General features: G+C 44.8%; 22 protein-coding genes and 1 tRNA gene. 12 read left to right on the top strand and 11 right to left on the bottom strand.

Annotation, left to right across the window (positions count from 1 at the left end; genetic code table 11):
* Positions 1 to 35: 35 nt before the first annotated feature.
* Positions 36 to 1,199, bottom strand: coding sequence for an amidohydrolase family protein (locus Vsou_RS05085; RefSeq protein WP_188602374.1), 1,164 nt, complete (start codon positions 1,197 to 1,199; stop codon positions 36 to 38).
* Positions 1,200 to 1,242: 43 nt separating this feature from the next.
* On the opposite strand from Vsou_RS05085, the gene Vsou_RS05080 reads away from it, so the two are divergent.
* Both Vsou_RS05080 and Vsou_RS05075 read left to right on the top strand, forming a co-directional pair.
* Positions 1,243 to 2,316 carry a hypothetical protein gene (locus Vsou_RS05080; protein WP_188602375.1) on the top strand — a complete coding sequence of 358 codons (1,074 nt, stop codon included), beginning with the start codon at positions 1,243 to 1,245 and terminating at the stop codon, positions 2,314 to 2,316.
* A gap of 61 nt (positions 2,317 to 2,377) precedes the next feature.
* Positions 2,378 to 3,703, top strand: coding sequence for a vWA domain-containing protein (locus Vsou_RS05075; protein ID WP_188602376.1), 1,326 nt, complete (start codon positions 2,378 to 2,380; stop codon positions 3,701 to 3,703).
* Here the strand turns inward: Vsou_RS05075 and Vsou_RS05070 are convergent.
* A complete protein-coding gene (locus tag Vsou_RS05070) occupies positions 3,690 to 4,112 on the bottom strand; it encodes a 6-pyruvoyl trahydropterin synthase family protein (protein ID WP_229709672.1) in 423 nt (140 codons plus the stop codon). The genes Vsou_RS05075 and Vsou_RS05070 overlap by 14 nt on opposite strands.
* A 52-nt stretch (positions 4,113 to 4,164) precedes the next feature.
* On the opposite strand from Vsou_RS05070, the gene cobA reads away from it, so the two are divergent.
* The 5 genes from cobA to Vsou_RS05045 all read left to right on the top strand — a co-directional run bounded on the left by cobA (position 4,165) and on the right by Vsou_RS05045 (position 9,692).
* Entirely contained in the window at positions 4,165 to 4,926 is a 762-nt protein-coding gene (cobA, locus tag Vsou_RS05065) for a uroporphyrinogen-III C-methyltransferase (RefSeq protein ID WP_188602377.1), read from the top strand.
* A gap of 128 nt (positions 4,927 to 5,054) precedes the next feature.
* Positions 5,055 to 5,573, top strand: a complete 519-nt coding sequence (locus tag Vsou_RS05060) for an archaemetzincin family Zn-dependent metalloprotease (protein ID WP_188602378.1) — start codon at positions 5,055 to 5,057, stop codon at positions 5,571 to 5,573.
* A gap of 169 nt (positions 5,574 to 5,742) precedes the next feature.
* The gene (locus Vsou_RS05055; RefSeq protein WP_188602379.1) at positions 5,743 to 5,898 is read left to right on the top strand and encodes a hypothetical protein; all 156 of its coding nucleotides are present in this window, start codon (positions 5,743 to 5,745) and stop codon (positions 5,896 to 5,898) included.
* On the top strand, positions 5,861 to 7,582 hold the full coding sequence (locus Vsou_RS05050) for an ATP-binding protein (RefSeq protein ID WP_188602380.1): 1,722 nt from the start codon (positions 5,861 to 5,863) through the stop codon (positions 7,580 to 7,582). Before Vsou_RS05055 ends, Vsou_RS05050 begins: the two co-directional genes overlap by 38 nt.
* Entirely contained in the window at positions 7,572 to 9,692 is a 2,121-nt protein-coding gene (locus Vsou_RS05045) for an ATP-binding protein (RefSeq protein ID WP_188602381.1), read from the top strand. The genes Vsou_RS05050 and Vsou_RS05045 overlap by 11 nt, the downstream gene beginning before the upstream one ends.
* Before the next feature lie 3 nt (positions 9,693 to 9,695).
* On the opposite strand, the gene speD is transcribed toward Vsou_RS05045, so the two are convergent.
* The gene (speD, locus tag Vsou_RS05040; RefSeq protein WP_188602382.1) at positions 9,696 to 10,130 is read right to left on the bottom strand and encodes an adenosylmethionine decarboxylase; all 435 of its coding nucleotides are present in this window, start codon (positions 10,128 to 10,130) and stop codon (positions 9,696 to 9,698) included.
* A 168-nt stretch (positions 10,131 to 10,298) separates the two neighbouring features.
* Here speD and hxlB point away from each other — a divergent pair, with 168 nt between their 5' ends.
* On the top strand, positions 10,299 to 10,913 hold the full coding sequence (gene hxlB / locus Vsou_RS05035; protein WP_188602383.1) for a 6-phospho-3-hexuloisomerase: 615 nt from the start codon (positions 10,299 to 10,301) through the stop codon (positions 10,911 to 10,913).
* 4 nt (positions 10,914 to 10,917) lie between these two features.
* On the opposite strand, the gene Vsou_RS05030 is transcribed toward hxlB, so the two are convergent.
* From Vsou_RS05030 to Vsou_RS05020, 3 genes are read right to left on the bottom strand one after another with little or no spacing between them, the layout of a single operon-like run.
* On the bottom strand, positions 10,918 to 12,033 hold the full coding sequence (locus tag Vsou_RS05030) for a PhoH family protein (protein WP_188602632.1): 1,116 nt from the start codon (positions 12,031 to 12,033) through the stop codon (positions 10,918 to 10,920).
* A gap of 52 nt (positions 12,034 to 12,085) precedes the next feature.
* Positions 12,086 to 12,619, bottom strand: coding sequence for an SLOG cluster 4 domain-containing protein (locus Vsou_RS05025; protein WP_054843214.1), 534 nt, complete (start codon positions 12,617 to 12,619; stop codon positions 12,086 to 12,088).
* A gap of 41 nt (positions 12,620 to 12,660) precedes the next feature.
* The gene (locus tag Vsou_RS05020; protein ID WP_264890787.1) at positions 12,661 to 13,695 is read right to left on the bottom strand and encodes an NOG1 family protein; all 1,035 of its coding nucleotides are present in this window, start codon (positions 13,693 to 13,695) and stop codon (positions 12,661 to 12,663) included.
* A gap of 110 nt (positions 13,696 to 13,805) precedes the next feature.
* On the opposite strand from Vsou_RS05020, the gene Vsou_RS05015 reads away from it, so the two are divergent.
* Entirely contained in the window at positions 13,806 to 14,372 is a 567-nt protein-coding gene (locus Vsou_RS05015) for a DUF998 domain-containing protein (protein ID WP_188602385.1), read from the top strand.
* Positions 14,373 to 14,437: 65 nt separating this feature from the next.
* On the opposite strand, the gene Vsou_RS05010 is transcribed toward Vsou_RS05015, so the two are convergent.
* Positions 14,438 to 16,132, bottom strand: coding sequence for a hypothetical protein (locus tag Vsou_RS05010; RefSeq protein WP_188602386.1), 1,695 nt, complete (start codon positions 16,130 to 16,132; stop codon positions 14,438 to 14,440).
* A gap of 474 nt (positions 16,133 to 16,606) precedes the next feature.
* Between Vsou_RS05010 and Vsou_RS05005 the strand changes: the two genes are divergently transcribed.
* Together Vsou_RS05005 and Vsou_RS05000 are read left to right on the top strand one after the other, a co-directional pair.
* A tRNA-Thr gene (locus Vsou_RS05005) sits at positions 16,607 to 16,683 on the top strand.
* A gap of 541 nt (positions 16,684 to 17,224) precedes the next feature.
* Complete coding sequence (locus Vsou_RS05000; RefSeq protein ID WP_188602387.1) at positions 17,225 to 17,551, top strand: AbrB/MazE/SpoVT family DNA-binding domain-containing protein; 327 nt, start codon at positions 17,225 to 17,227, stop codon at positions 17,549 to 17,551.
* Here Vsou_RS05000 and Vsou_RS04995 read toward each other — a convergent pair.
* Both Vsou_RS04995 and Vsou_RS04990 read right to left on the bottom strand, forming a co-directional pair.
* Positions 17,548 to 19,371, bottom strand: coding sequence for a DUF2079 domain-containing protein (locus Vsou_RS04995; protein WP_188602388.1), 1,824 nt, complete (start codon positions 19,369 to 19,371; stop codon positions 17,548 to 17,550). The two genes, Vsou_RS05000 and Vsou_RS04995, sit on opposite strands and share 4 nt — an antisense overlap.
* 34 nt (positions 19,372 to 19,405) lie before the next feature.
* The gene (locus Vsou_RS04990) at positions 19,406 to 20,164 is read right to left on the bottom strand and encodes a metallophosphoesterase family protein (RefSeq protein ID WP_188602389.1); all 759 of its coding nucleotides are present in this window, start codon (positions 20,162 to 20,164) and stop codon (positions 19,406 to 19,408) included.
* 53 nt (positions 20,165 to 20,217) lie between these two features.
* Here Vsou_RS04990 and rimI point away from each other — a divergent pair, with 53 nt between their 5' ends.
* Entirely contained in the window at positions 20,218 to 20,727 is a 510-nt protein-coding gene (gene rimI / locus Vsou_RS04985) for a ribosomal protein S18-alanine N-acetyltransferase (RefSeq protein ID WP_188602390.1), read from the top strand.
* Here rimI and Vsou_RS04980 read toward each other — a convergent pair.
* Positions 20,704 to 21,882, bottom strand: a complete 1,179-nt coding sequence (locus Vsou_RS04980; protein ID WP_188602391.1) for an NAD(P)/FAD-dependent oxidoreductase — start codon at positions 21,880 to 21,882, stop codon at positions 20,704 to 20,706. The genes rimI and Vsou_RS04980 overlap by 24 nt on opposite strands.
* 84 nt (positions 21,883 to 21,966) lie before the next feature.
* The gene (locus Vsou_RS04975) at positions 21,967 to 22,869 is read right to left on the bottom strand and encodes an MBL fold metallo-hydrolase (RefSeq protein WP_188602392.1); all 903 of its coding nucleotides are present in this window, start codon (positions 22,867 to 22,869) and stop codon (positions 21,967 to 21,969) included.
* Positions 22,870 to 23,115: the final 246 nt, after the last annotated feature.

Here is a 23,115-nt window from a genome sequence, read left to right as displayed (position 1 = left end):
ATTGTTCAAAAATGGAAATTTATCTTTTGTGAGAATTACTTAATTTCTATCACTTCTTGTCCATTAATCATGTAAGTAATGTCCTTTGTTGATATCCGGGTCACCACATAATCATGTACATAATCCATACTCAGATTCTCATAACCAATTCGCATGGCTAAGCCCCTCATTTGGGCGCCCTCGCTTATTACGTAACCAAGCCCCCATGACCAAGCCCATGAAGTAGCCATCTTAAGGATCTCGATGGGTCTCAATTCAGTACCTGCCATAATAACCCTGAGTAATTTCATTTCTTCCCAGGGATTAGGTTCAACCAGGGCAACGTTATCGGTACCAAGCAAAGGCCTTAAGCCCCTCTTTGTCATTATTCCAATCTTCGGCAACTTGCCTATGAATTCCATATTGGACCATGGGCATACAGCCACAGGTCGCATTGGCAGTTTCATCACGTCATCATCATTTAACTGCGTTAAATGAACAAAGAGGGTGTTACCGGTTACTAGGGTGCCTAGGGCCCTGTTCAAGTCTCCATCTAGGTAGGTGTCCTCGGTCTCTGAGACGTGGATACTTATTAACCCTCCCCGTGAGCCAGTGAGTTTAGACGCAAGCCTTAATTCAGCCATTGAATAGTTAAGTGGTGATATCAATGATATGCCAAACCCCCTATCAGTGAATTGCCTTACTTCCTCCTCAAACCTCTCATCGACATCCTCCTCCTCCTCAGGTTTAACATAAACCCTGAAGGAGCTGGGCTCAGCCAGGGGAACGATGCATAGTCCTACCCTCTTTGCCTCCTCGATGACTATGTCGGTAAATACAGCCCCGTACTCAATAATCGTCAATAAACAGCCAACTCCATAATCCCTGATCCTACGGAAGACATTTGCCAATCCCACTCTTAGTGAGTTTGGTTTGATTCTTCGTAGATAATAGTACTTCAGGCCATATGGTGCGCCAACAACATCATCAATGTAGTATTTTCCGTATAGTCCCATTAGGAAGTAATCAAGTACGTGTACATGGGCATTGGTTAATTGAGGCATTAATATTACGTTACCCAGGTCAATAATGTTTACGTTACCTGGGGTTTTACCGATACCCGTTATTTCGCCGTCTGCAACATCAATGACGGCATCCCTGACAGGAACCAGGTCCTGGCCCACCAACGCTATCGAGGACTTAAAGCTCAACCTACGCATCAGGGATACCTAATTTAAGCGGGATTAAATAATGCATTATTTAATGAGGTTAGCGATTGTTGGATTAAATCCAGGAACAGCCATATACGCGCAGTACCTGGCTAGGGATGGGCATGATGTCACCATATACACGGAGACACAGGATGATGTTAAGATTATGGACCTAGTGCCACATGCATTACTGGGTATCGTGAATGAGGAAACCACAAAATTATTTACCAGGAAATACCTAGAGGACTTACTTGGGATAAGAATTGTAAATGCAAGGCTCCAGTCGGTAGTCATTGATAAAAACGACGTAGTACTTAACGATCAAGGCACCAAGTACCATTATGATAGGGTAATAGTTGGCTCTGAGGCAGTACCAAGGGAATCAGGTGATTGTGGGAGTGTTTACAGGATTACGCTGCAGCAGGGTAACTACATAATTAATGGGAATGACATTGGTAAGAACACGGAATCATTACTATTAATAACAGACATGGGTGGGCATACCAGCCCCGGTTTGTTAATGGCCTTAGATGATGACGTACTTAAGTCATTACCCGTCAGTAGGACACAGGGTATTGAGACGTGTATAACCACTGATTATGGGGTGATAAAGCCCATAGTAAGTGGTACCAACGGGGGTGATTGGATGATTGGCAGAGGATTTATCACTAGGGACCCGTTGAGCGGCATTGAGTATACTATTAATAGGGATCATCAATTAATCATGATGGGTAAACTGCTGGCGTTGAGAGACCTGGGCATCATTGATTCATTGCCATTAATGCCACGGCTAGAGACCGGGTTTTCCATTAATTGGTCCTATCTCTCCATAGGGTTAACGAAGAGGGAACTAAGCACAGTATTCAGGGATTTATCTTCATCGAGGATTACCTATCGGGCTGATGACGTGGTCATCATAGCCAAGGCCCTGCATAGAGGTAGTAAACCGCTGGGTATTCAGATATTGACGAGGGGGATTAAGTTATTGAATTGGTACTCCTCGATATATACCTTGGTGATGCTTGGCAAATCAGCGTACTTAATGCTTGACATGGGTTATGAAAGAGCGTTCAATGTAGTGCGGGGAATACTTGAACAATTACTACTGAATTTACACAATATATAGGTAATATATTTAGTAAATTAACAAATAAGTTTTATTAACAGCCTTAACTAAACTATGAGTAGTGCCAGGTATTCTAGCTAATGTTGATTACGAGGAATCACTAACGAGATATAGGATTAGGGAGGTCCTTATTGAGGCCCGTAAACACTCAATAGGTTACATAGATAAGATGAAGCAGGGAGTGCTAGCGGACTCATTTTACGTACACTACAGGCAACCAATACTAAGGATGCCCATTGGGAATGAGGATATGGAAACGTCACTATGGAGGTTCGTGGTATCCACGTACATAAGGAGCGAAGCCTATAGCGATGTTTCCAGGATAACGAAGCTAAACGGCAGGCTCTCAAGGGTCATGGCACTCAAGCTACTCAAGGTTTACAACAGTATCCTGAGTAAGATGGATAGAAACGAAGCCTTTAGGCAAATGGTTGAGTCAGCCATGGATCAAAACAACAGCTCATCAAGGGAGAATAGGATGAACCTTGAGCGGGAGGTTCGTTCACTAATTAACTTCTACGTTGGCAACATGAAGAAGGTCAGTGAGACAGTTAATAAGGTTAGGGCACTCTTCGGAGACTCCGTAGGCCATGAAATAGCCGACATACTGCTAAGCACCGACATAGACCCATACAGGCTTAGGCTCATTTCCATGCTCAACTCACTGATTAGGCTAATCGTGGATACCAGATATACTGTGGATGTTGTTGAGGACATAGATGCGGAACGCGTTGGTACCGTTGGCGGCGTTAAGCGGATGACGAGAGCCTCGGAACTCAGGGACATGATACCAAGCGAGAGGATGCTCATGAAATTCGCCAAACCAATCTTTGCATACAAGCTATCCGTGGGCAACGTACTGGTTAGGGAGAGAAGAGCCATTAAGAAACCCAAGATATACATGCTCATTGACAAGAGCGGTTCCATGTTCTACACAGTTAACATAAACATATTTGAAGTGGGCGCCATTAGTAAGATTACCTGGGCCACGGCCCTGGCCGTAATACTGGCCATGAAGGGTGGTAGTCTAGCCGTCAGATTCTTCGATCAACAGGCATACCCAATACTAACCAACAAGAAGGATATAGTACGGATGTTACTCTCATTAATACCATTGGGTGGTACTGACATAACAAACGCAGTGGGTGTGGCGATCCAGGATGCAGTGAACAAGCCGTCACTAAGGGAGTACAAGCTGGTCGTAATAACCGATGGTGAAGACGACAACATAGATCCATCAGTATTCAACAAGGCAAAGGCCGTATTCAAGTCCGTCAAGGCGCTATTGGTCGGTGGTGAAAACGGCATTATTGAGGACAACATAGATACAATAAGGATCCAGGAATTAACCAGCGAGAGCCTATCGCATGCCATCAAGAGGATCTAGCCTCAAAGCAATTTATAGGCGAGTCGCACACAATAACCTGGGTCTCAGTGGTCTCATTAATACCCATACGCCTTAGTATCTCAAGGATCCTATCCATGAAGTACCAAGCAACGCACTCCCCAGTGGCGCCCTCAGGCATACAGGGGATCTCAACGAATTCACCGGGTGCCAAGCCCTGTAACTCCTCCTTGCTGGACTTTATGTACTTTCCCTCGAAGGAATTAATTATGCCCTGAACCTCCTGCCTAACCCTATCAATATCAATCACGAGCATACTCCTTCCATCAACACACAGCCTTATGGTCACATCGTAATTATGCCCATGCACATTACCATAAACGCCACTAAACCTAACCCTATGCGCACCAGAGAACATGAACCTCATTGACAGGCAGGTATTCTCAACCACAGCACTTAGGGATAATATACCTAAAAATACATTTTCCCCAAAGAGGTTTGGAATGGTTGGTAAAGTTGTGATAGCTGGAGGCGGACCTGGAGATGAGGGATTACTAACACTGAAGTGCATTGAGGTAATAGGAAGTGCTGATGTCATAATTTATGATAGGTTAATACCCAAGTCTGCCTTGAGGTATGCACGGCCAGGTACGGAATTAATATACGCAGGTAAGGAACCGGGAAAGCATGCGATGGAGGAGGACGAGATAATAAGGATCATGATACGCGAGGCAAGCAATGGTAGGTTAGTGCTTAGGCTCCATGGTGGGGATGCATTCCTCTTTGGCCGAGGTTTCGAGGAGTGCATCGCAGTGCTAAGCGTCGGTATACCCTGTGAGGTAATACCCGGCGTAACATCAGCCATAGCCGCGCCGGAGACTTACCTAATACCACCCGTACTACGCGGTATTTCCAGTTCAGTAGCCATAGTGACGGGTATGGAGGACCCCAGGAAGGGCAGGGCATTCGTAAACTTCAGAGAATTAGCTAAGGCAGTTAACACAATCATAATACTGATGGGTGCATCAAGAATAAATGAAATAGCTAGGGAATTGATTGAGGGAGGCATCGACCCTGGCACCTATGTGGCGATAATAACGAGGGCATACATGGAGGATAGCAAGGTCATGATAACAACAGTTAGTAAATTAACCACGGGGCAGATCAATGTGGAAAACCCTTCGGTAATAGTGGTGGGGGATGTTGTACGTGAGGGGCTGAAGGCCATGAAAAAAGCCGGAATAAACTTCGAATCAAATACTTAAAGGAGATCCCGGTAATCACTTGCCAGCAATGTAGCACCAGCGTGACGGATAATGAAATGGCAAACCTGCGTCCCCACTGATCCTGAGGTTAGGCATTAAAGCATTAATACATAACAAGTAACTTAACCATGAAAAAGATCCTCATATTAACAGAGGTTGAGCTTCCGGGCGACTTCCCTACGCAAGTCGAGCATTACCTAGATAATCTAGTCCAAGTTGAGACGCGGAATACGGACTTCGAGGGATTAAAGTCGCAATTCAGGGACGTAAGGAGGGGCCAGATAAGGGCTGATGCATTACTCAATTACCTCGAGCCCAGGGTAAGGGGTTATGAAGGCTTTGACAGGATAGTGCTTGTGATAAATGATGACGGTTACGTGGAAGGACTCAATTTCGTATTCGGTGTTACAAAGATAGGTGGGGCACTAGCCTTGGTGTTCACGAAGAGACTACATGGAGAACAATCACTTCACATCGCAAGAATACTTAAGGAGGTACTCCACGAGCTAGGGCACACCTTCGGGCTAGACCACTGCACAGACCCCAGGTGCGTCATGTACTTCAGCAACACAATAGAGGACACAGACAGAAAAGGACCAGGATACTGCCAAAAATGTATGGCAAGGTTACGTTCACTATTACGTTAATTAACCAAAAATACCAGAGATAAGTCGTACCACTGTGGCAAAGCACAATTTAAACAATACGTGGAATGCGCAGTGTAGAATAATCAAGGGCATTGAAAAACACCTAACCTAGCGCATCGGCAAAATTACGGACAGTTTACTAAAATAATTGGTGATTGAATAATACTTCATGGGTTCAAGGATCTTAACATGGCTATTACTAATAGGTATTAACAAGGACAATAAAGGAAATACCGCGATCACTAATACTAAACCGTTGAGTCAAGATCCTGAAGAGGTGATTATCAATGTCGAGCTTGAGCTCGAACTTACTGAAGATAAGTAATAGATTAATCCTTGGACTCCGCGTAAAGAAGGAATTTAACGCCTTGGACTTGGTCCAGGTACTTAGTGGCTTGAGGATTACCGTGATAAGGGATGAAGTGGGGCTCATAATACTACACACACCAACGCATATTCCGTTATTCACAAATGTACATAGAGATAGAATGAGACAATTACTCAGTAGATGGGTTGATTATGTGGAACCACTACCATCAGGAATAACGCTGGGCATTATAGATAATGCAATAACCAACTTCTCGGAGGTTAAACCAGGTAAGGCGATACTGGAGAGCCAAGGCTCAACACCCAGCATAATAACAATATGCAGATTAAGCAATGACCAAGTAAAGTACTCATTATTCCTAAGAGGAAGTACCCACGGGAAAACCGACCTATTCTCATGCAATAATAAGGCGTTCCTACCGCAACTCAGGGATAACGTAAACCTGGTACTTAAGCCATCACCAAGACCAGGCAGTACGTTCATGACCATTTATTACCCAATAGACATAGACCTCACGAGACACTTAGTGGTACTTGGTGCCACGGGGTCGGGAAAAACCACGCTCGTGAAATCGCTAATAATTAATGCGCTTCAGAAAAATATATTCAATAGAATCATAATCTTTGACCCAACGGGAGAATACTCATTATTTTTAACGGGACGCGGGTACATAGCAATACCTGGCATAGACATTGCGGTTAACCCATTAACGTTATCGAGACATAGAGCCAGCGAGCTTCTCTCAATGGCTATTCAAGCAGCCGCCCTCCTATATGGTGAGAATGATAATGGCGGTTTCTCATTCATTCAGTTGGAGATTTTAGATAAGGCCCTTGAGAGAGTTGGTGATAGGAATACCTTGAAGGACTTGTACATGGCGTTGAATGATCTCGAGCAGGAGTTTAGGAGGAATGATTACCTGAATGCTATTTCTGCGGTGAGGCGTAGATTGAGGAAGGTTATGATAGCCGCGCTAATGAGGAATGCGTTGAGTACTAGTGCTGTTCGGTCCAGGTTGTTGGTTATAAACATGGCACCGCTTTATTTCGTGTCCCAAGTCGCCGCGGTAGTATTCACGTTGACATTCCTTGAGGTGTTTAGCAGCATGTTCAGTAACTCTTTTATCGTAATTGACGAGGCCCATAGGATCTTAAATAGGTATGTGATTGGTGAATCGATTATTGAGAGGTTGATTAGGGAGGGTAGGCATGACGGTACCACGCTTATTCTCGTTACCCAGAACCCACTTGATGTCAAGCGGAATGTGCTTGATATAGTTGGTCATTACGTGGTCTTTAAGCTTAATGGTAAGTCGGCGGTTGAGGCCGCGGATTTACTTGGTATTGATAAGGAGGAAATAATTAGGTTGAAGCCCCTTGAGTTCTACTACCATGGTAATGACATCACTGTTAAGGTGTACATAATGGATAATCCAGGGGCTAATTACTTGGTTAGTTCGGACGTGATTTATAGGAGGCTGCTTGAGAAGGTTGATGATCAGGATTACGTCAGCAACATGATTAGGAGGTTTGGGCGTTCACTAAACCCCATATTGGTTCCCCAGGTTATTGAACTTGGTGGGAGGTTGGGTTATGATGTTAGGTCCATTATTCAATTGGCGGCTAGGAAGGATCCCGAGTATTACAGATTACTTTCGAGGGTGGTGATTGGTGAGGACTAGGTTGTTAATATCAATTGTTTTGGCGTTGCTTGCCTACGTGCTTGATCATAGGGTGTACCTAATTGCGGTGAATGTATTAGTGCCGTTGATACTAATCAAGGATTTGATTAGCCTTAGGGAGCAGGTTAGATTGTTCATTAATAATGGCGACCCAGTGAGGTTCGCTAAGATAGACCTGGCTAGAGTTACTATTGATGGTAGGAGAATAATTGGGTTGCGGGTGCTCAGTGTTCCATATACGCTTGATTCTTCGTTTGATGATGCGTTGGCGAAAGCGCGGGCATTCATTAAATTATCAGCTAAATACCGCGCAATCATGGTAATGGCATCAGGTGGAAGCTACGTTATTGGGATCGAGGAGGGATCTTACCGTGGTTTCATAACTGAACTCACCAGGTTAGGTGTTGAGGTCAGGAGAATAAGCGGTTTTGAGTTGGCTAGGGCTATGAGACTTAACGTGAGGCATAGGTCAATGGCTAGGTTTCCACTGCTTTTAATACCAATGCCTATCCTAATCATTGCATCCGCGTATGCGTTGCTGGTTTTTCTAATATTCTATGGTTTTTACTCTATAATGGATCTTCCGAAGAGGGGGTATGTGGTCAAGTTTGGTTTTAATAACGAGGCTATCAGTGACACGAGGGTGACCAGGGCATTGGATATGACTGCGTTGAGGGCTAACGCCTTTGGTCTAATTAGCAATGCCCGTGCAGATGTAATGCTGGTTATACTACCCGGTGAGGAAATGCAGGAGCGAATTAAGGGCATTGCCAGTAGGGCGTATAGTAACTTCCTTGCCTTTAGGCATGTTAAGTACTTCCTCAGTTACAAGGGTGTTGAAAATGCGATAAGGAGGGTTCAGCAAGGAGAAGGTATTTACTCCATTTACCTGGTTAGTACGGCCAGGTTCAACTCATCATTCAAGTGGAGAAGAATACAAGCACCGCCTTTTTCCAGGGTACTTGGGGTGAGGCGGGATTATGCCTGGTCAATGGAACTGGACCTGGTTTTCCTTACGCCGTTTGTATTTCCGTTGGTTAATGAAGAGCATGGACTGGCTATGATAGGTAGGGATACTAACAATAATGATGTTTATTGGGTGTTTGGTAAACTAAGTCCCCACATGTTAATAGTGGGTCCAACAGGTACTGGTAAGACAACCCTGGCAATGAGCATGGCATACCAGGTAAAGAGGGAATTGGGAGGTACCGTTAGGGTACTGATAATTGATCCTCACGGTCATACTAAGCACTTGGGTAAATTAATGAGGGTGAACGTGGTTGATTTGGCAGGAACAAAAGTGATCACCAGTGATCTGTCTACGTTGGTTGAGTCTATACGAATGTCAAACCCATTACTTTCTGTAGGTACGGAAGGTGCTTTATTGAGGATGGCGGGTATGGGTAATGGTGAGGTCTTGGGTATTGATGACTTGGTGGGTCGAATTAGGAAGTTGGCGAATGACCTTATATTAAAGGAAGCGTATTACAACCTGTACAATTCCCTGGCTCTTCTGCTTAATTACTATGATCATGGCGAGGTTAAGCCATTGGACGTTAATCAATTACTTAATGATGACGTTATTTTCATGATGGGCTCAATAATTAATGATGAACTATTGAGGTACTTAACGATGCTTATACTGCTCTCGGTAATGAGGAGAGCGGTTATGGAATGTCGCAATCCACCATGTCCATTGAAGTACCTGGTTATAATTGACGAGGCTCATAATGTACTTGGGCTTCCAAGTGAGTATAAGTTGTTGGGCGTCAGTAATCCGGTTGAGAAGATGCTTAGGGAGTTGAGAAAGTTCGGTGTTGCGTTGTGGGTATTGATGCAACCGCCGGTTGACGTGCTTGATCCAAGTGTTTTGGAAAACATGGGTACACTGGTGATGCTTTCGGGGAATTCCCAGTATGTTTCTCACCTATTACCTGTCATTAGTGGTATTAGCAATGATGATGCCCTTTGGCTTCTTAGCGGTAGGTATAAGGCATTGGTGATGAGGCAAGGTGAACCTAAACCCACTAGGCTAGTTCAGTTATTTGTTCCCAGGGAATTAATAATGGAGAAAAACAATTATGATTTTGAAAGTACGGACAATAGGTAGTATTCAACTCACTTCATCACCCCTAGTTTCACCATTAATGTTTGAGTAGTATGACCGATCTGACACAAAGACCTCAACCTTCTTGGCATTTAAGCTCTTGGCTATGTACTCAAAGGCCGCCATAGGCCTTGTATGGTTACCACAGGTATATACATCGACAGTCGCGTATTCATGCTCAGGCCAGGTATGGATTGAGATGTGGCTCTCAGCGACTATGGCTACTACAGATATTCCGCCATTAATTCCAAACTTGTAGTAGAAGGTTGACACAACCAGTGCTCCTGCAACATCAGCAGCCTCCTTAATTATTTTTGTTAGGTATAGTTCATCCTTAAGCAATTCCTTGTTGCATCCGTATAGATTTCCATATACGTGCACCCCATACACTAATGCATTCCCCTCCCTGCCCCCTGGCCCTGTTAAGGTTTGGGTGATCATTTTCCCCAATATTGAACGTTTTTGTGTAAAGACGAGCCCAGCTCCTATATAAACATATCCCCCTTCATGCCCATGGTATTACCTGGGGAATACGTATACGCCGCACCCATCTTTTAATGTATCCATGCGGGATAAGTGTTAAATACTTTAAGTTTAATCTTTCAGTAAATGGAGGATCTCAACTATTTTAAGAGTGCGTATGTAGAAATTGGAAATTTTATTCTAAATGCCCTTAATGCAGTTAATATTAAGGAAATAGAATCGTTCGTGGATACATTAATAAATGTGTATAGGAATGATAAGAAGGTTCTTGTTGTTGGTGCAGGTAGGTCGGGGCTTGTTGGTAGGGCATTCGCCATGAGACTAATGCACCTAGGTTTCAGATCCTACGTGCTTGGTGAAACAATAACGCCAAGTGTCGGCGAGGGTGACTTAGTCGTCGCCATATCCGGTAGTGGCACAACAACTATGGTCGTGGCGGCTGCGGAGGCCGCCAAGAAAATGAAGGCCATGATAGTCGCAATAACAAGCTATAGAGATTCGCCGCTGGCTAGTTACGCTGACTTAGTGGTACAAGTGCCTGGTAGGACAAAGGTGGCCAAGATGGATGATTACTTCGCTAGGCAAATACTTGGTCTTCACGAACCGCTGGCCCCACTGGGTACCCTGTTTGAGGATACAGCAATAGTTCTCCTTGACGCTATAATTGCGGAGTTAATGTATAGACTTAAGAAGACGGAGGACGAAATAAGAATGAGACATGCAAATATAGAGATACCCTAGGTTTTTATTCCTCGTTCTCCATGGCCCTAATACCAACATTTATCAACCGCTTGAAAACCCTATCAATTAACCTGGCATAGATCCCCCTCTGACCAACAAAGGCCCCGAAGGCACTCTTCCTCACGATAATCATGAGTTCAGGTCCCGCAAAATCAACGTCAACAATATGCTTACCGATCCAACCGATCGGGTGAAGCGCCCTAATCCACTCCTTGAAGTTGAGGTTCATCTCCACGGTCCTAACCCTCAGGTTGCTCTCACCCTCAATCGCCTTAATCCTCTCACCGCCCTTACCAACCACCCTGCCCAGGTGACCCTCCTTTGCAATTATTAATGCATCGGGCACACTCTCACTCTTAATGCCGAGGTTCTCCTTCTCCTGCTTAAACTCAATCACCGTAACCACATCAGCGTCTGGCGCATGAACCCTTACTAAGTCAAGCATCTGCCTCTCCATATTACTCAACTCCCTCTTCCTCATCCTCAACTCGAAGGACACCTTAACACCTCTCTTGGCACCTGGCCTAACGATGTCCTTAAGGCCTAGGTCTACAACCACCGCATTCTCCTCATTAAGTAGAACCTCCCTGAGTAGTGTTGCACCATCCTTCTCAGCACCAAGTGGTTTCTGTAGTACTGGGTCACCCGCAATTATTAGCCGTGAGTTTCTACCAATCCTCATGAGTATCTCCGCGGCGTTCTCAGGTTGGGTGTTTTGCGCATCGTCTAGGAATATTAACGAGTCATCGAACGTTCTGCCCCTTAGGTAGGATACATCGGTGACCATTACCTTACCCTCCTGGAGAAGCCTCGTTATCTCCTCCCTATCCATTAATCCCTCAAGAATGTCCTCAAGATAAGCCGAGGCGATTTTATAGTACAAGTCACCCAATTCCTCGGGTGTTAATGACTTACTGGTGCCAACATCAACGACCGGCCTAGTTATTATGAACCGTTTATAGGTTCCGGCAAGTACTGATGAGATTCCGTAAATGCATGAAATAAGGCTCTTGCCCGTACCAGTTGGGCCAAAGGCACCGACTATCTCATTCCTTGAATCCTTAAGTGCGTTTAGGAATCTCTCCTGTCCAATACTCATGGGCTTAATTTTATCCAGCAATGATGGCATCGAATCATGATTAATTAATGGGTTTTTAAACCCTTATCTGCGACTAACCAAACATTGTCTTAATACTCGTAATCCTTTCCCGACAAACCTCCCTAGCCAGCCTAACTGGGTCGTCGAAGTACCTAATCCTGACAACCCTCCTATCATCAACATATTCAGGAAATGCCTTGGGCAGGGCATCACTACTCAGGTTAGTCCCAACCAAGACATAAGCAGGTTTACCCATTGCGTAGGCCAGTAGTACTTCAATCATTGTGCCGGCGCCACCACCCAATGCCACAAGTACATCACTGGACCTAACCATGACGACGGATCTACACCTAAACTCGCACCCGCTGTCGATCCTAACAACACCACTTGGTAACTCAGCATCATGTCTCTCCAGGGGAAGTATAACAACGATCCTGAATCCCAGTTTCAATGAATCATCAACTATGGACTTCATGAATCCCCAGTAACCACCAAGTAGTAACGTAGCCGCTGGACATTGGGAATGAAGTTCCTTAAGGAATTCCCTAGCCATGGCCTCGCTCTTGGGATCCACAGCGCTTGAATGTGCTGCTATGGCTATTTGCATTGTAATTATGCCAAGTTGAGGGTACTTATAATGTTTAATCCCTATTGTCTACTTAATGATTCCTTGAGCATGGGTATTACGTAATTATCAACTATGTGATCAATGACGACCTTACAACCACTGCAGTTAATTGTTGATACCTTGAATATGGGTATTGAGCCATCAATAACGGTTATATTACTCAATGCAGCATCTACCTCATTCTCCGTAGCTATATCAATCTTATTAATTAGCACGAGCGTTGGCGTGCTGAAACCGCTCCGAATTTCCCTCAGTAGATTTATTTGCTCTGTCAATGAGTAACCACTATGACTAGTAGGATCCAGTATAAAGACTATCACCTTAGCCAAATACTTAAGCGCCAATATGGCTTGTAGCTCTATCTTATTACGTTCACTTAGTGGTCTATCAAGAAGCCCCGGGGTGTCTATTACCTGGATCTTTACATCGTTGAGTACAGTGAAATGACCAACATGAAGCTCCTTCGTTGTAAATGGATACTCGGCCACCCTGGGCCTACCACTACTAACGCACCTAACGAAACTACTCTTACCGACGTTTGGCATGCCTGAAACAACAATCGTGAATAACCCAGGTTCTATGTTTGGTAGTTTATCAAGCCTAACCGCAGCGCCCTTCAGGAAATCAAGCTCAGGCTTTAAATCCATGATGAGATCTCTGACCCTACTCAGGAATTTCTTTCTGGCTCTAATTATGTCATAATTCGTGGTGGCAGACCTAATGGATAATATAGTGTCCCTGTAAATGGATGATAGGGCCTTCGTTGCGTGACCAACCTTGGCCAGGGAGTGCTTATACACGGTCCTGTCAATCATTAACTCAATAAGTTCCCTGTAAAATGGGTGCAGAGAGTCCAGGAAGGGCATACCAAGGGCTATATCACGAAAAGTATCAATCAAGTACTTCCTTGTCTCCCTAACCCTCCTTAACTCGAGTCTTCTCAATCTATCAATACCAGGTTCAATGCTTGGGTTCCTAGCCTGAAGACTAAAGTATACACCAACCACCGCATTCCATAATTCCTCGCTTGTCGGCACATGAGGCGCCCTGATCACGTTAATGACCACCCCAATGCCTGCAACCCCCTTAATAAACGTTTAATCAATAATATACATAACCTAAATAATTACAGAAATTAATAGCTGTTAAGAATGATTTATACACGATGACCACCAATAGGTTAAGTACGGCCGGGCTCTTAATATTCATTGGCGTGGCCGAATTCCTACTATTGATGCTAACCGCCGAGGCGCTTTATCCGGGGTATTCGGTCTCCAGGAATTACATCAGTGATTTGGGCGTTGGGCCTACGGCGGTTATATTCAACTCCTCAATAATAATCATGGGCCTCCTACTGATAATCGCGGCAATACTCACATGGAAACTTAGTAAGGTCTTTGCAGTAACGATAGCCCTAACGGGCATTGGCGCAATGGGCGTTGGCATATTCCCAGAGACCGTTCACCCATTCCACCTAATCTTCGCATTAATAGCCTTCCTATTTGCATCAATATCATCATACCCAACGATAAAGATATCAAGAAGCCCAGGGAGAGTACTATGGCCAATACTAGGCACTATTGGCCTCATAGCCCTAATACTATACATAATGCACATGTACCTAGGCCTAGGCCCAGGCGGGATGGAGAGGATGATAGTATACCCAAACCTAACCTGGGCCCTGGCCTTCTCCGCGGAATTAATGAATTATAAGGATGCCTCCGGGGTATGATTAATAATAATCACGGGGCCTAATTATCGCTCATGTATTTGACGGGTTGGTTCACTTGGGACATACTATGAATATGTGCATGGTGTATAAACTATGCCTGACGATACTCCACTTACGTAAGAGCTAGGTGGTGCATTTGCAAGGTTCCAGTATGCGGCTGTGTTTGAAAGATCCACAGTACTGCTTGATGAAGGTACAACATCGATAACCCACCAGGCATTAACCCAAATGGTCTGGTAAGTAAAGTGGGCACAGTATACCCAGGAGGTTACTGCATTATTCTCAAAGTCTACCGGAAATGCCGCATAGCTTTCCGTGGATAAACTCGGTAAGTATATGCTGGCTGGTGATATGTCCTCAAAAGCATTTGGGAATGTCGCATAGCTACCGCTGGCACCTACACTGAATGTCCACGTGATGTTGGACAGTATTATAGTGGGTACGTTGGGTAGGCTTGTGCTATATCCTGGATTTTGAGAAAGGGAAATCATCTCGCTAGTACCAGCAGGTAACGATATACCAATCCCGATAAACGGAATTAATTCCTGCCCTGCTACCTCTAAGCCAAAGTATATTTCGTAACTAGACGTGCTACTTGTTGATTGTGGAATCCATTGAGTAGGACCTCCATCGCCGACAAATGTGCTGACTTTGCCTTCCTTATACATCTGATAGCCAGTGTAGTAATCAATGGCACCCACCTGGTAACCCTCAAGACCACCGTTATCATACATCGTAGGACTCTCTAAATATGCTTCATAACCGATAACGTTTATGGGGACTGATGGTGGTGCACTACCAAAGATTTCGTTAGATGCCAATAAGCATGTATCCCAGTAATACGTGCCGTTTCCGTCAGAATAACCCGGTATGCCGTACTGGTACCAACCTGAATAAAGCATTGGTGCCGCCCATATAAACGTGGTAGTGCCCGTCACATACACACCGGATGATGGACTTGAGGCACTGCTAAATTCGACGGAGTATCCCTCGTAGCATGGATCCTCGCCTTGCACTGGGTCTACGTTGCTACTTACTGTTGTCGCTGTTGTAGTCGGTCTCATCATGTTTACCATAACCGTTGTTAATTGACTTAGGTACACTGGCCCTATTATTAGTCCCCATGGCTTAACCCACCTCACCACGATTACCACAGGTTCATGCCTACTCACCGGTATTATTGGGTAGGCTAGTAGGTAGTCATTACTTGGCTCATTTATGTTGAGCAATAATTTATGGCTCGTGGCCACCGCCCATGAATAGGCTAGCACGAACTCGATGACACCCTCATCACTACCGTTCGCATAAATGCCGATTATGTCGTTCCTAGCAATGGCGATGGCTAAATCATGAATCACCGGACTCGTTAGGTTAACGGTTATCCTGCCCAATGGGCCACTGGAAATAATGCTAGACTTAATTAAGGACCAATCAATAACGACAACACTGTTGTTTGGTAGACTCACTAATTGATCAAGGCCCACGGGCTTAATCAGCGACTGATTAATGCCGATATTAATCAATTTTTGAGCTAATGTTTGCAGGCCAACGACATAGATTGGCATGTTAAGACTCGTTGGAAAACTAACAATACCCTGGTTAGCGTCTGCGAATTTATTGCTCACAACATCGTTAGGTCTAACCACGGCGCCATGGTTAGTTAAAGGCGTCGGTAAAGCAACGAGTACTGAGGTAGCAACTACAGCGGCGATGATCACGGCGGCTATGAACAAAAGCCTAGACCCAGAACCCATACCCATCAAGGGTGATAAAATTTATGGATTTTTTTACTTCGGGTGTTCAGAGAAAGTAGCTCGAGTGGGGTTGAATGTGCATTAAGTTCATGGTCGTTGAACTGCGGGTACGTGAATGAGCCAATACCGGCCCTAAGCTACGCACTCGTAATGAATACTCACCGGGTTACGGATCCTTGCATGGGATTGTAGTGCTGCCGTAACAACGGTATGCCCATAAACTATGGTTAACTACATGTAATGAGCCCACGGCGCATCACCTGGGTCGACCTGGCGAGCCCCTTGGTTCTGTAATATATCACGACCGTACTCTGCGGGTACCTTTTGAGTAATGCCTTCCTCAATCTCTGCCCGGTGCGGATAGGTTACAAAGGCATTAGTGGAATGAGGTTGGGTGGCTCGTTAGTAAGGCATTGCGTCAATGCGGTTAAGCGATTCTCCATGAGAAATGCTTAAAACCCTAGATTGGGATTCAACCCCGCCCCGGTAGCTCAGCCTGGTAGAGCGCCTCACTGGTAATGAGGAGGTCCCGGGTTCGAATCCCGGCCGGGGCTCCAACACGGATCATTAATCTTCACCACCTTATGATCCCTAGATTGGATAGTCGCAATAATAATTGTGAAAATAATCTTGATATTATTCGTATCACTTTTAAAAGCGTCTGAAGTTAAAAGTCCATGAATTGTCAGGAATTTAATGAGTATGGGTTCTAAATTGAGGTTATTTATTGATAGGTCACGTTAAGCCGTGTTAATCGTACTCATCACTGGCATGGCCTTGATAACTCCGCCGTGCTCGTTCAATCATCAATTCAGCCTAAGCCCCTTCATGGTATTCGTGGTAAGGCTTACGAGATCAATTATTACAATGCAGATGGCTATTACCCATCATGGCCCCTAGGCCGATGTAACTCGTGGTCCTAATACCATAATCTACTCGCCACGAAGGAGCACCATTCCTTAAGGCCTTCATGTAGTGGGTAGTTTCAGGTAAAGGCTGACTTTAATAAACACGGCCGTGATTTTGCAATTTTGTTTCCCTTTCTATTAAACATTTAAACATTAATTTTTTATACTTCCCTGAACCTTAACATTTGTAATGCATGGGCAGGAGTTGAGGCAGGGGCGTGGCGCGCCGGGTTATGGAGTTACTAAATTACCGTATAAGGTTAGGGTTTACCTGAATAACCAGGTTCTGATTCCCGCAAGTCTAGTTAGGGCTTTGGGTATTTCTGGACTTAAGTATGCTGTCATCACGGTTTCGTACAATGGGATTCCAATTACGGTTAAGGGCGTTAAGTTGCTGAGGACTAGGCATACGGATTCTAGGCAGTTTACTGTTCCTAGGAAGGTTAGGGAGACCTATGGGATTAGGCCTGGTGATGAGATTGAGATAATAGAAATAAAGCCCTTTAGGTTCTCCTAGTTACATGTTGGCCCAGTGATTATTATTTGATTCATGTATATTGTCGTATTCACCACATAATTAACGTACGCTGTTATCGTGACGTCTCCGTAATAGTTATTCCACAGTACTAATGATGTTGTGTTCTCTTCTGTAGTTAAGTTTATTGTATATTGGTTAACCCTTATGTATGCTAATGTAGTGTTTAGCTGCCTCAAGTATTCGGGTCCACTCCATGAGTATAACATTGTTATATTGTATTGGCCTGGCGGTAATTCAATGCTGGCCACAAACCAGGTACCAGGCGGCTCACTTGGAGTATGTATAATCTTGTTATTGCTTAATAAGCCATTTATTATGGTTATACTTCCGGGTATCATACTTACGGTAATTGGTACGCAGATTATTGGTTTTCCCGTGTAATTTGCCCTTAAGACGAGTAGTGAGTTACCAATGGTAATGTATACGCTGTATCCCTCCTGTAATGCGGCATTCACGTACTCATTGTATGGCGTGCCCCACCAGGTGAACCACGGGTTATTTGGTTGGGCCACTATGTATTCTGGTTTTAGCCATGGGTACCACTGTGTGTAGGCATTTATGTCGTTTGAGAATGGTGGATATAGATTGTTCTGAACAAGCACCGTTGTATTGTCGGGTATTAACCCTAGTGCATTCCATATTTTGTGATCAGTACCCGTTAATTTGTATTGAAAGTGTATGAGTGGATCTACACCTAGGAATACGATTAGGGTCGATATGAGTATTAATACCATTAATCTCTTCATCTGATCTATGGGGATCTTCGATGACGCCATCAGCGACGCTATGATTATGAAGGGTATTGAGAAGGAGCTGTATTGAAAGAACGGGTTATAATAAATTACATCACTTGTTAGGAAGGAGGCCAGAGGCCATGCAAGTGACGGGAGTACCAATGGGTCTAGGAAGGCCGTAAAGGCAGTCGGCGCGTAAAGCTCTAGGAAGTAAAGGAACTTCTCCGTACCATTCACTGAGTAGAGACTTGGTATTAAGGACGGGTTTTTAATAACTGAGACTAGTATGCCGAAACTGAATGAGGATGCGTACTGCTCAGGTAACCCAGACAATGGCGACACTGTAGTGGGACCCACTGGATTGAGTACTGACTTTATCCATAAAGCCAATAGCAGCATTATTATCGACAAGGCAATAGTAACCAATCCATGCATTAATTCACGTTTTTTCCTCACATTAACCAGCACGTAATAAAGACCAAGAAGCATGAGAGGTATTGGTGCAAATTCAATTGTGCCCAGAGCGAGCAGTAATACTGGGTAATAAATCTTCCATTTCCTCGTTATTAATAGGTATGTTGCGTATAGCGACAGAGGCATGAATATGGTCTCCATGTGAAAGTCGAAGGAATTCGCACCCTGCACCAGTGGGTTAAGTAGGTAAATAATTGCGAAGAAGACACCAAGCCATTCCCTATCCAAGTGCTTACCAAGCCAGTAAATTGGTAGTGCACCTAGGGCAACAATCACGGTCTGAACCACTAGAAGGGTAACTGGACTTGGGTATACGGCGTACACGGGTAGGAATAGGAATAACGTTGGTGAGAAGTGAACGTCTAGGAAACTATAGCCTATGGGCCCGGGCTTGGGTATTATCGCCACATCAACACTCTCATAAAACAGCCTGTGGTAATACAGCGTTGACGCCAATGCCTGGGCGAATATCCCGAGGTCCGCAGCGTGGGTGTGAAATGTTAGGTACTTCAGCAATGTATAATACGACATCACTACGATATACGCCGCAATACCAAGGTAAACCACTAAGCCACTGATTGACCTTCTCATTCCAGAAATTCGTGGTTAAGGACTTATTAAGTAATTACTTCATGAAGTCAAGTATTGACGGCCCACCACCCTTCTCATGCTTAACCTCCTGACAACTAACACTTATTGACCTCAATCCTTCATTACCAACCTCAAGTATTACCGGCTTCCAAATATTTGTGAAGGCAGCGTTAACTATGTAGGAGCTACCGGACTTAATGCACCTAACCGTCGAGTTGTGGGCGTGGCCATGTATAGCAATAACATTATTACTAAAAATCACACCCTCCAAATCCCTAACCCCAAGGCTGGGCCAAATCCTCGGGTCCTCACCCTGAAGTGTCTTAAATGTTGGTGCGTAGTGTATTAGGAGGATTGTCAACTCCCTAGATGAGTTTATGGTTCTCCTAAGCCACTCAACCCTGCGCCTATACGTGTCCGCTATATTGGATATGTGCCTCAACTGCCACGTCGTCGGCCTCTCCAGGGACCCCTTCGAACCAATTATCCTAAGTGTTACATCATTTATTGTTAATTTAATGACCTCATCATCAAGCCACCTAACGACACCCAGCTCCCTAGCCCTCGGCATGACCTCATCATAATCCTCATTACCCGGCACCGCAATTATCGTGTCACTAAGCCTCCTTAATTCGTTGATTAATATCTTCAACCCATCGACGCTTCCGCTTTCCGTCAAATCGCCAGCTATGAGTACGGCATCGAACTTGCCGAGGTTTTTAACGGTTTCCCTGAACCTTGGGAAGTACTTTGGCGAGTGAATGTCTGCTGTGGCGAGTATCCTAGCAACCATTTAATAGGTGGTAAAGTATAATTATTAAATTACTTTTCCAGGCTTATGATTAAATGAAGGGCAGTCTAGAATTACGGAGATGCGATCCTGACAATGACATGGACATAATAGTGAATCTCGAGAGAGAGATATTCAAGCCAAGCGAGCAGTACACCCTTGGTTTCATTAATTGGTTATGCAGGAATTGCACTAATTACTCCTACATAGCATTTATGGATGGGAAGCCCGTGGGCTACATAATATCGTGCATAGAGGGCCTCGGTAAGGGTCACGTGATATCCGTCGGCGTTCTCAGTAACTATAGGAGGATGGGCATTGGCAACGCGTTAATATGTAGGTCAATATGCTCAATGGCCGAGAGGGGTATTGACCACGTGATACTTGAGGCCAGAGTATCAAACACGCCGGCAATAACGCTCTATAGGAAGCTTGGTTTTGACGTGCATGGCGTATTAAGGAGTTACTATAACGATGGTGAGGACGCATACCTAATGATACTTGGGGATGATAAGTTTGAGGCGTTAATACGTAAATGCTGCTCAGTAGCCAAACAACCTCCTTAGGTACGTCTGCATCCACCTATCCTTCTGCACAGTGTAGTCCCTCTTCGGTTCAGGATCCTTACTCGGCTTTGGTGGTTGTTGCGTGTAATCAAAGCCGAATTGAACACTTACAGTCTCCAACTTACCCTCAATATTACCGACGTATGCCCAACCAACAAATGCATACTGCACGGACACCCTCTCATCACTGCCCAGGTCCTCTAGGATCTTGTTGGTGGCAAATAGTGCGCTCTCGAACGCGATTTCTTGATTCTTTGGGTATGGTAATTTTGCAGCATCGCCGGCGGCGAGTACATCATCGAACTTTGGAGTTCTCAGGTCTGTTGGTGACCTAACCTCAACCCAGTCAGTGCCTAACCCAGCGTCCCTTATGAATGATGGAACCCTGTTGGGCTCAAGCATTGCCAGCAGGTCGTACTTATACCTCTCACCGCTTTTCGTAACCACCTCCCTATCATTCATCTCGACGATTTCCTGGTTAGTGACTAACTCAATGCCCGCCTTATCGTAAATCAACTTAACAACATCAGCTATCACGGGCGGTTGCGTCTTATCATTCGCATCAATATGTATAATCCTAACCTTATCCCTAACACCCCTGTACTTAAGTATTGTATGGATGAGAAGTGCTGATTCGACGGGGCCAGGCGCACAGCGGTAGGGCGCCTTTGGTGCGTATACTATTACCGCACCACCATTAATATTCCATACCCTATTCTTGAGAACGTGGACCCTACCTGGGTCATAAACATTGGCATTCATGTACCAGTACTTATCATAGCCGTTTATTGATGAGCCATCAAAAACAACGCCAGGCGCCAGCACGAGGTAGTCATAGCTTAAACTCTTTACGCGGTTGCCGAGTAGCGTCTCGGCGTAATTAACAACTCTATTGTTGGAGTCAATACTAATCACGTCGCCCATAACAACATTGACGCCCTTCAACCCAACCTCCTCATAACCCCTGATGATCCTGCCGTACTCCTCCTCGTTAGTTAGTAGTAATGGTCTCGTTGGTCCACCGATGTAGTGCCTATCCCTGGTTATCACGGTGACTTCAACGGAGTCCTTGGCCTTTTCGATTAGTGTATTTGCAATTGTTAATCCTGCGATTCCACCGCCAATAACGACAACCTTTTTGCGGGGCATGCCCATCATGGCATGGTTAGGCTACGTAAATATAAAGTGGAATCTTAAGTTAATGATGTTGAGAAGGGTATCGCCAGTTCAGTTAAATTATCACCTCTTCACCCTAGAGACGATCAGCCTATTGCCCACGGCGTTGATTGTTAGTAATCCATCATCAGCCAGCCAGGCAATGTATGAGAGGAGTGCGGAGCGGTTCAGCAGGTAATTGTGTGGTGAATCAATGTTTATACCCAACGATGAGAGTAGCTTTACAATTAAGTCCTCAAGTACTACTTGATCATTGACATTACTAAGGACGAGCTCCCTCAACCTATTTATTGCATTAATATTCTCATTAATTACGTTAATAGCATCTTGAGGCTTCATTACATCGCCGTGGGCAGGCACGACGTACTCATACCTAGTCACGCCCTCGGAGAGCTTCCTAAGGCTTTCAAGCGCGAGGCCGGCATTTAAGTGGTATGGCGCTCCGTACTTTCGTATGACGTCAACCGGGAAGAACGCGTCAGCCGTGAACAGTGTATTTCCGTAGGCTATCCCGACCATACCCATCGTATGCCCCGGTAGCGGCATCACCTCAAAACCCACCTCCCTACGTAGATCGTCCAGGTCCCTAACCACTACGCCCTCAGCCTCAAGGAGTTTCGTCCTAAGTAACTTAGGTGGGAAGGAGCCAAAGAGATAAAGCGGTTCGAGCACGGGCCTCTCTATGAAGGGTTTATCCTCCGGTGTTGCGTAGACGGTGGCACCGCTCCTCTTAACAATTAATGCGTTACCGCCGATGTGGTCCGCGTGATGGTGAGTATTTATTATGGCGCGAACCCTTAGGTTTAGGGGTTTAATAGCGTTGAGTATTCTACGTCCTGAGTCCTCGTCAATTCCCGTATCAATTATCACGCACTCATTATTATCTATAACCAACACGCCGGCATTCGTTCTACCAATCACAACGTAAACATTATCCGAAAGTCTCTGTAGCCTCTGCGTTTGCATTACTGATAACACATTAAGTAGTTTATAGTTTTTAAGTAATTCAGCATACCTATGGACGTAAATTGGTTTCAGCATTTTTGCTCAATAACTCAACGTTGATTCCAGGTTTCGCTCAGGTAGAAGAACAATAATCATTAATGTAATGTGCAACATCTAGAATACAGAATAATTGATTTTTAATGGGACTCATTTAGTATTAAGTTTATATGGCAGCAATACGAGTGCTGCCGTTAGGGTTATCAGGGC

This window comes from Vulcanisaeta souniana JCM 11219 (assembly GCF_026000775.1).
GTDB lineage: Archaea > Thermoproteota > Thermoprotei > Thermoproteales > Thermocladiaceae > Vulcanisaeta > Vulcanisaeta souniana.
Note: the sequence above shows the minus strand (reverse complement) of the source record. Positions and strands in the feature narration are given on the sequence as shown.

Excerpts from the sequence above, each read along its gene's own strand:
- Vsou_RS05085 (WP_188602374.1), bottom strand. The coding sequence starts at position 1,199 with ATGCGTAGGTTGAGCTTTAAGTCCTCGATAGCGTTGGTGGGCCAGGAC.
- Vsou_RS05080 (WP_188602375.1), top strand. The coding sequence starts at position 1,243 with ATGAGGTTAGCGATTGTTGGATTAAATCCAGGAACAGCCATATACGCG.
- cobA (WP_188602377.1), top strand. The coding sequence starts at position 4,165 with ATGGTTGGTAAAGTTGTGATAGCTGGAGGCGGACCTGGAGATGAGGGA.
- Vsou_RS05060 (WP_188602378.1), top strand. The coding sequence starts at position 5,055 with ATGAAAAAGATCCTCATATTAACAGAGGTTGAGCTTCCGGGCGACTTC.
- Vsou_RS05055 (WP_188602379.1), top strand. The coding sequence starts at position 5,743 with ATGGGTTCAAGGATCTTAACATGGCTATTACTAATAGGTATTAACAAG.
- Vsou_RS05050 (WP_188602380.1), top strand. The coding sequence starts at position 5,861 with ATGTCGAGCTTGAGCTCGAACTTACTGAAGATAAGTAATAGATTAATC.
- speD (WP_188602382.1), bottom strand. The coding sequence starts at position 10,130 with ATGATCACCCAAACCTTAACAGGGCCAGGGGGCAGGGAGGGGAATGCA.
- hxlB (WP_188602383.1), top strand. The coding sequence starts at position 10,299 with ATGGAGGATCTCAACTATTTTAAGAGTGCGTATGTAGAAATTGGAAAT.
- Vsou_RS05025 (WP_054843214.1), bottom strand. The coding sequence starts at position 12,619 with ATGCAAATAGCCATAGCAGCACATTCAAGCGCTGTGGATCCCAAGAGC.
- Vsou_RS05015 (WP_188602385.1), top strand. The coding sequence starts at position 13,806 with ATGACCACCAATAGGTTAAGTACGGCCGGGCTCTTAATATTCATTGGC.
- Vsou_RS05010 (WP_188602386.1), bottom strand. The coding sequence starts at position 16,132 with ATGGGTATGGGTTCTGGGTCTAGGCTTTTGTTCATAGCCGCCGTGATC.
- Vsou_RS05000 (WP_188602387.1), top strand. The coding sequence starts at position 17,225 with ATGCATGGGCAGGAGTTGAGGCAGGGGCGTGGCGCGCCGGGTTATGGA.
- Vsou_RS04995 (WP_188602388.1), bottom strand. The coding sequence starts at position 19,371 with ATGAGAAGGTCAATCAGTGGCTTAGTGGTTTACCTTGGTATTGCGGCG.
- Vsou_RS04990 (WP_188602389.1), bottom strand. The coding sequence starts at position 20,164 with ATGGTTGCTAGGATACTCGCCACAGCAGACATTCACTCGCCAAAGTAC.
- rimI (WP_188602390.1), top strand. The coding sequence starts at position 20,218 with ATGAAGGGCAGTCTAGAATTACGGAGATGCGATCCTGACAATGACATG.
- Vsou_RS04980 (WP_188602391.1), bottom strand. The coding sequence starts at position 21,882 with ATGGGCATGCCCCGCAAAAAGGTTGTCGTTATTGGCGGTGGAATCGCA.
- Vsou_RS04975 (WP_188602392.1), bottom strand. The coding sequence starts at position 22,869 with ATGCAAACGCAGAGGCTACAGAGACTTTCGGATAATGTTTACGTTGTG.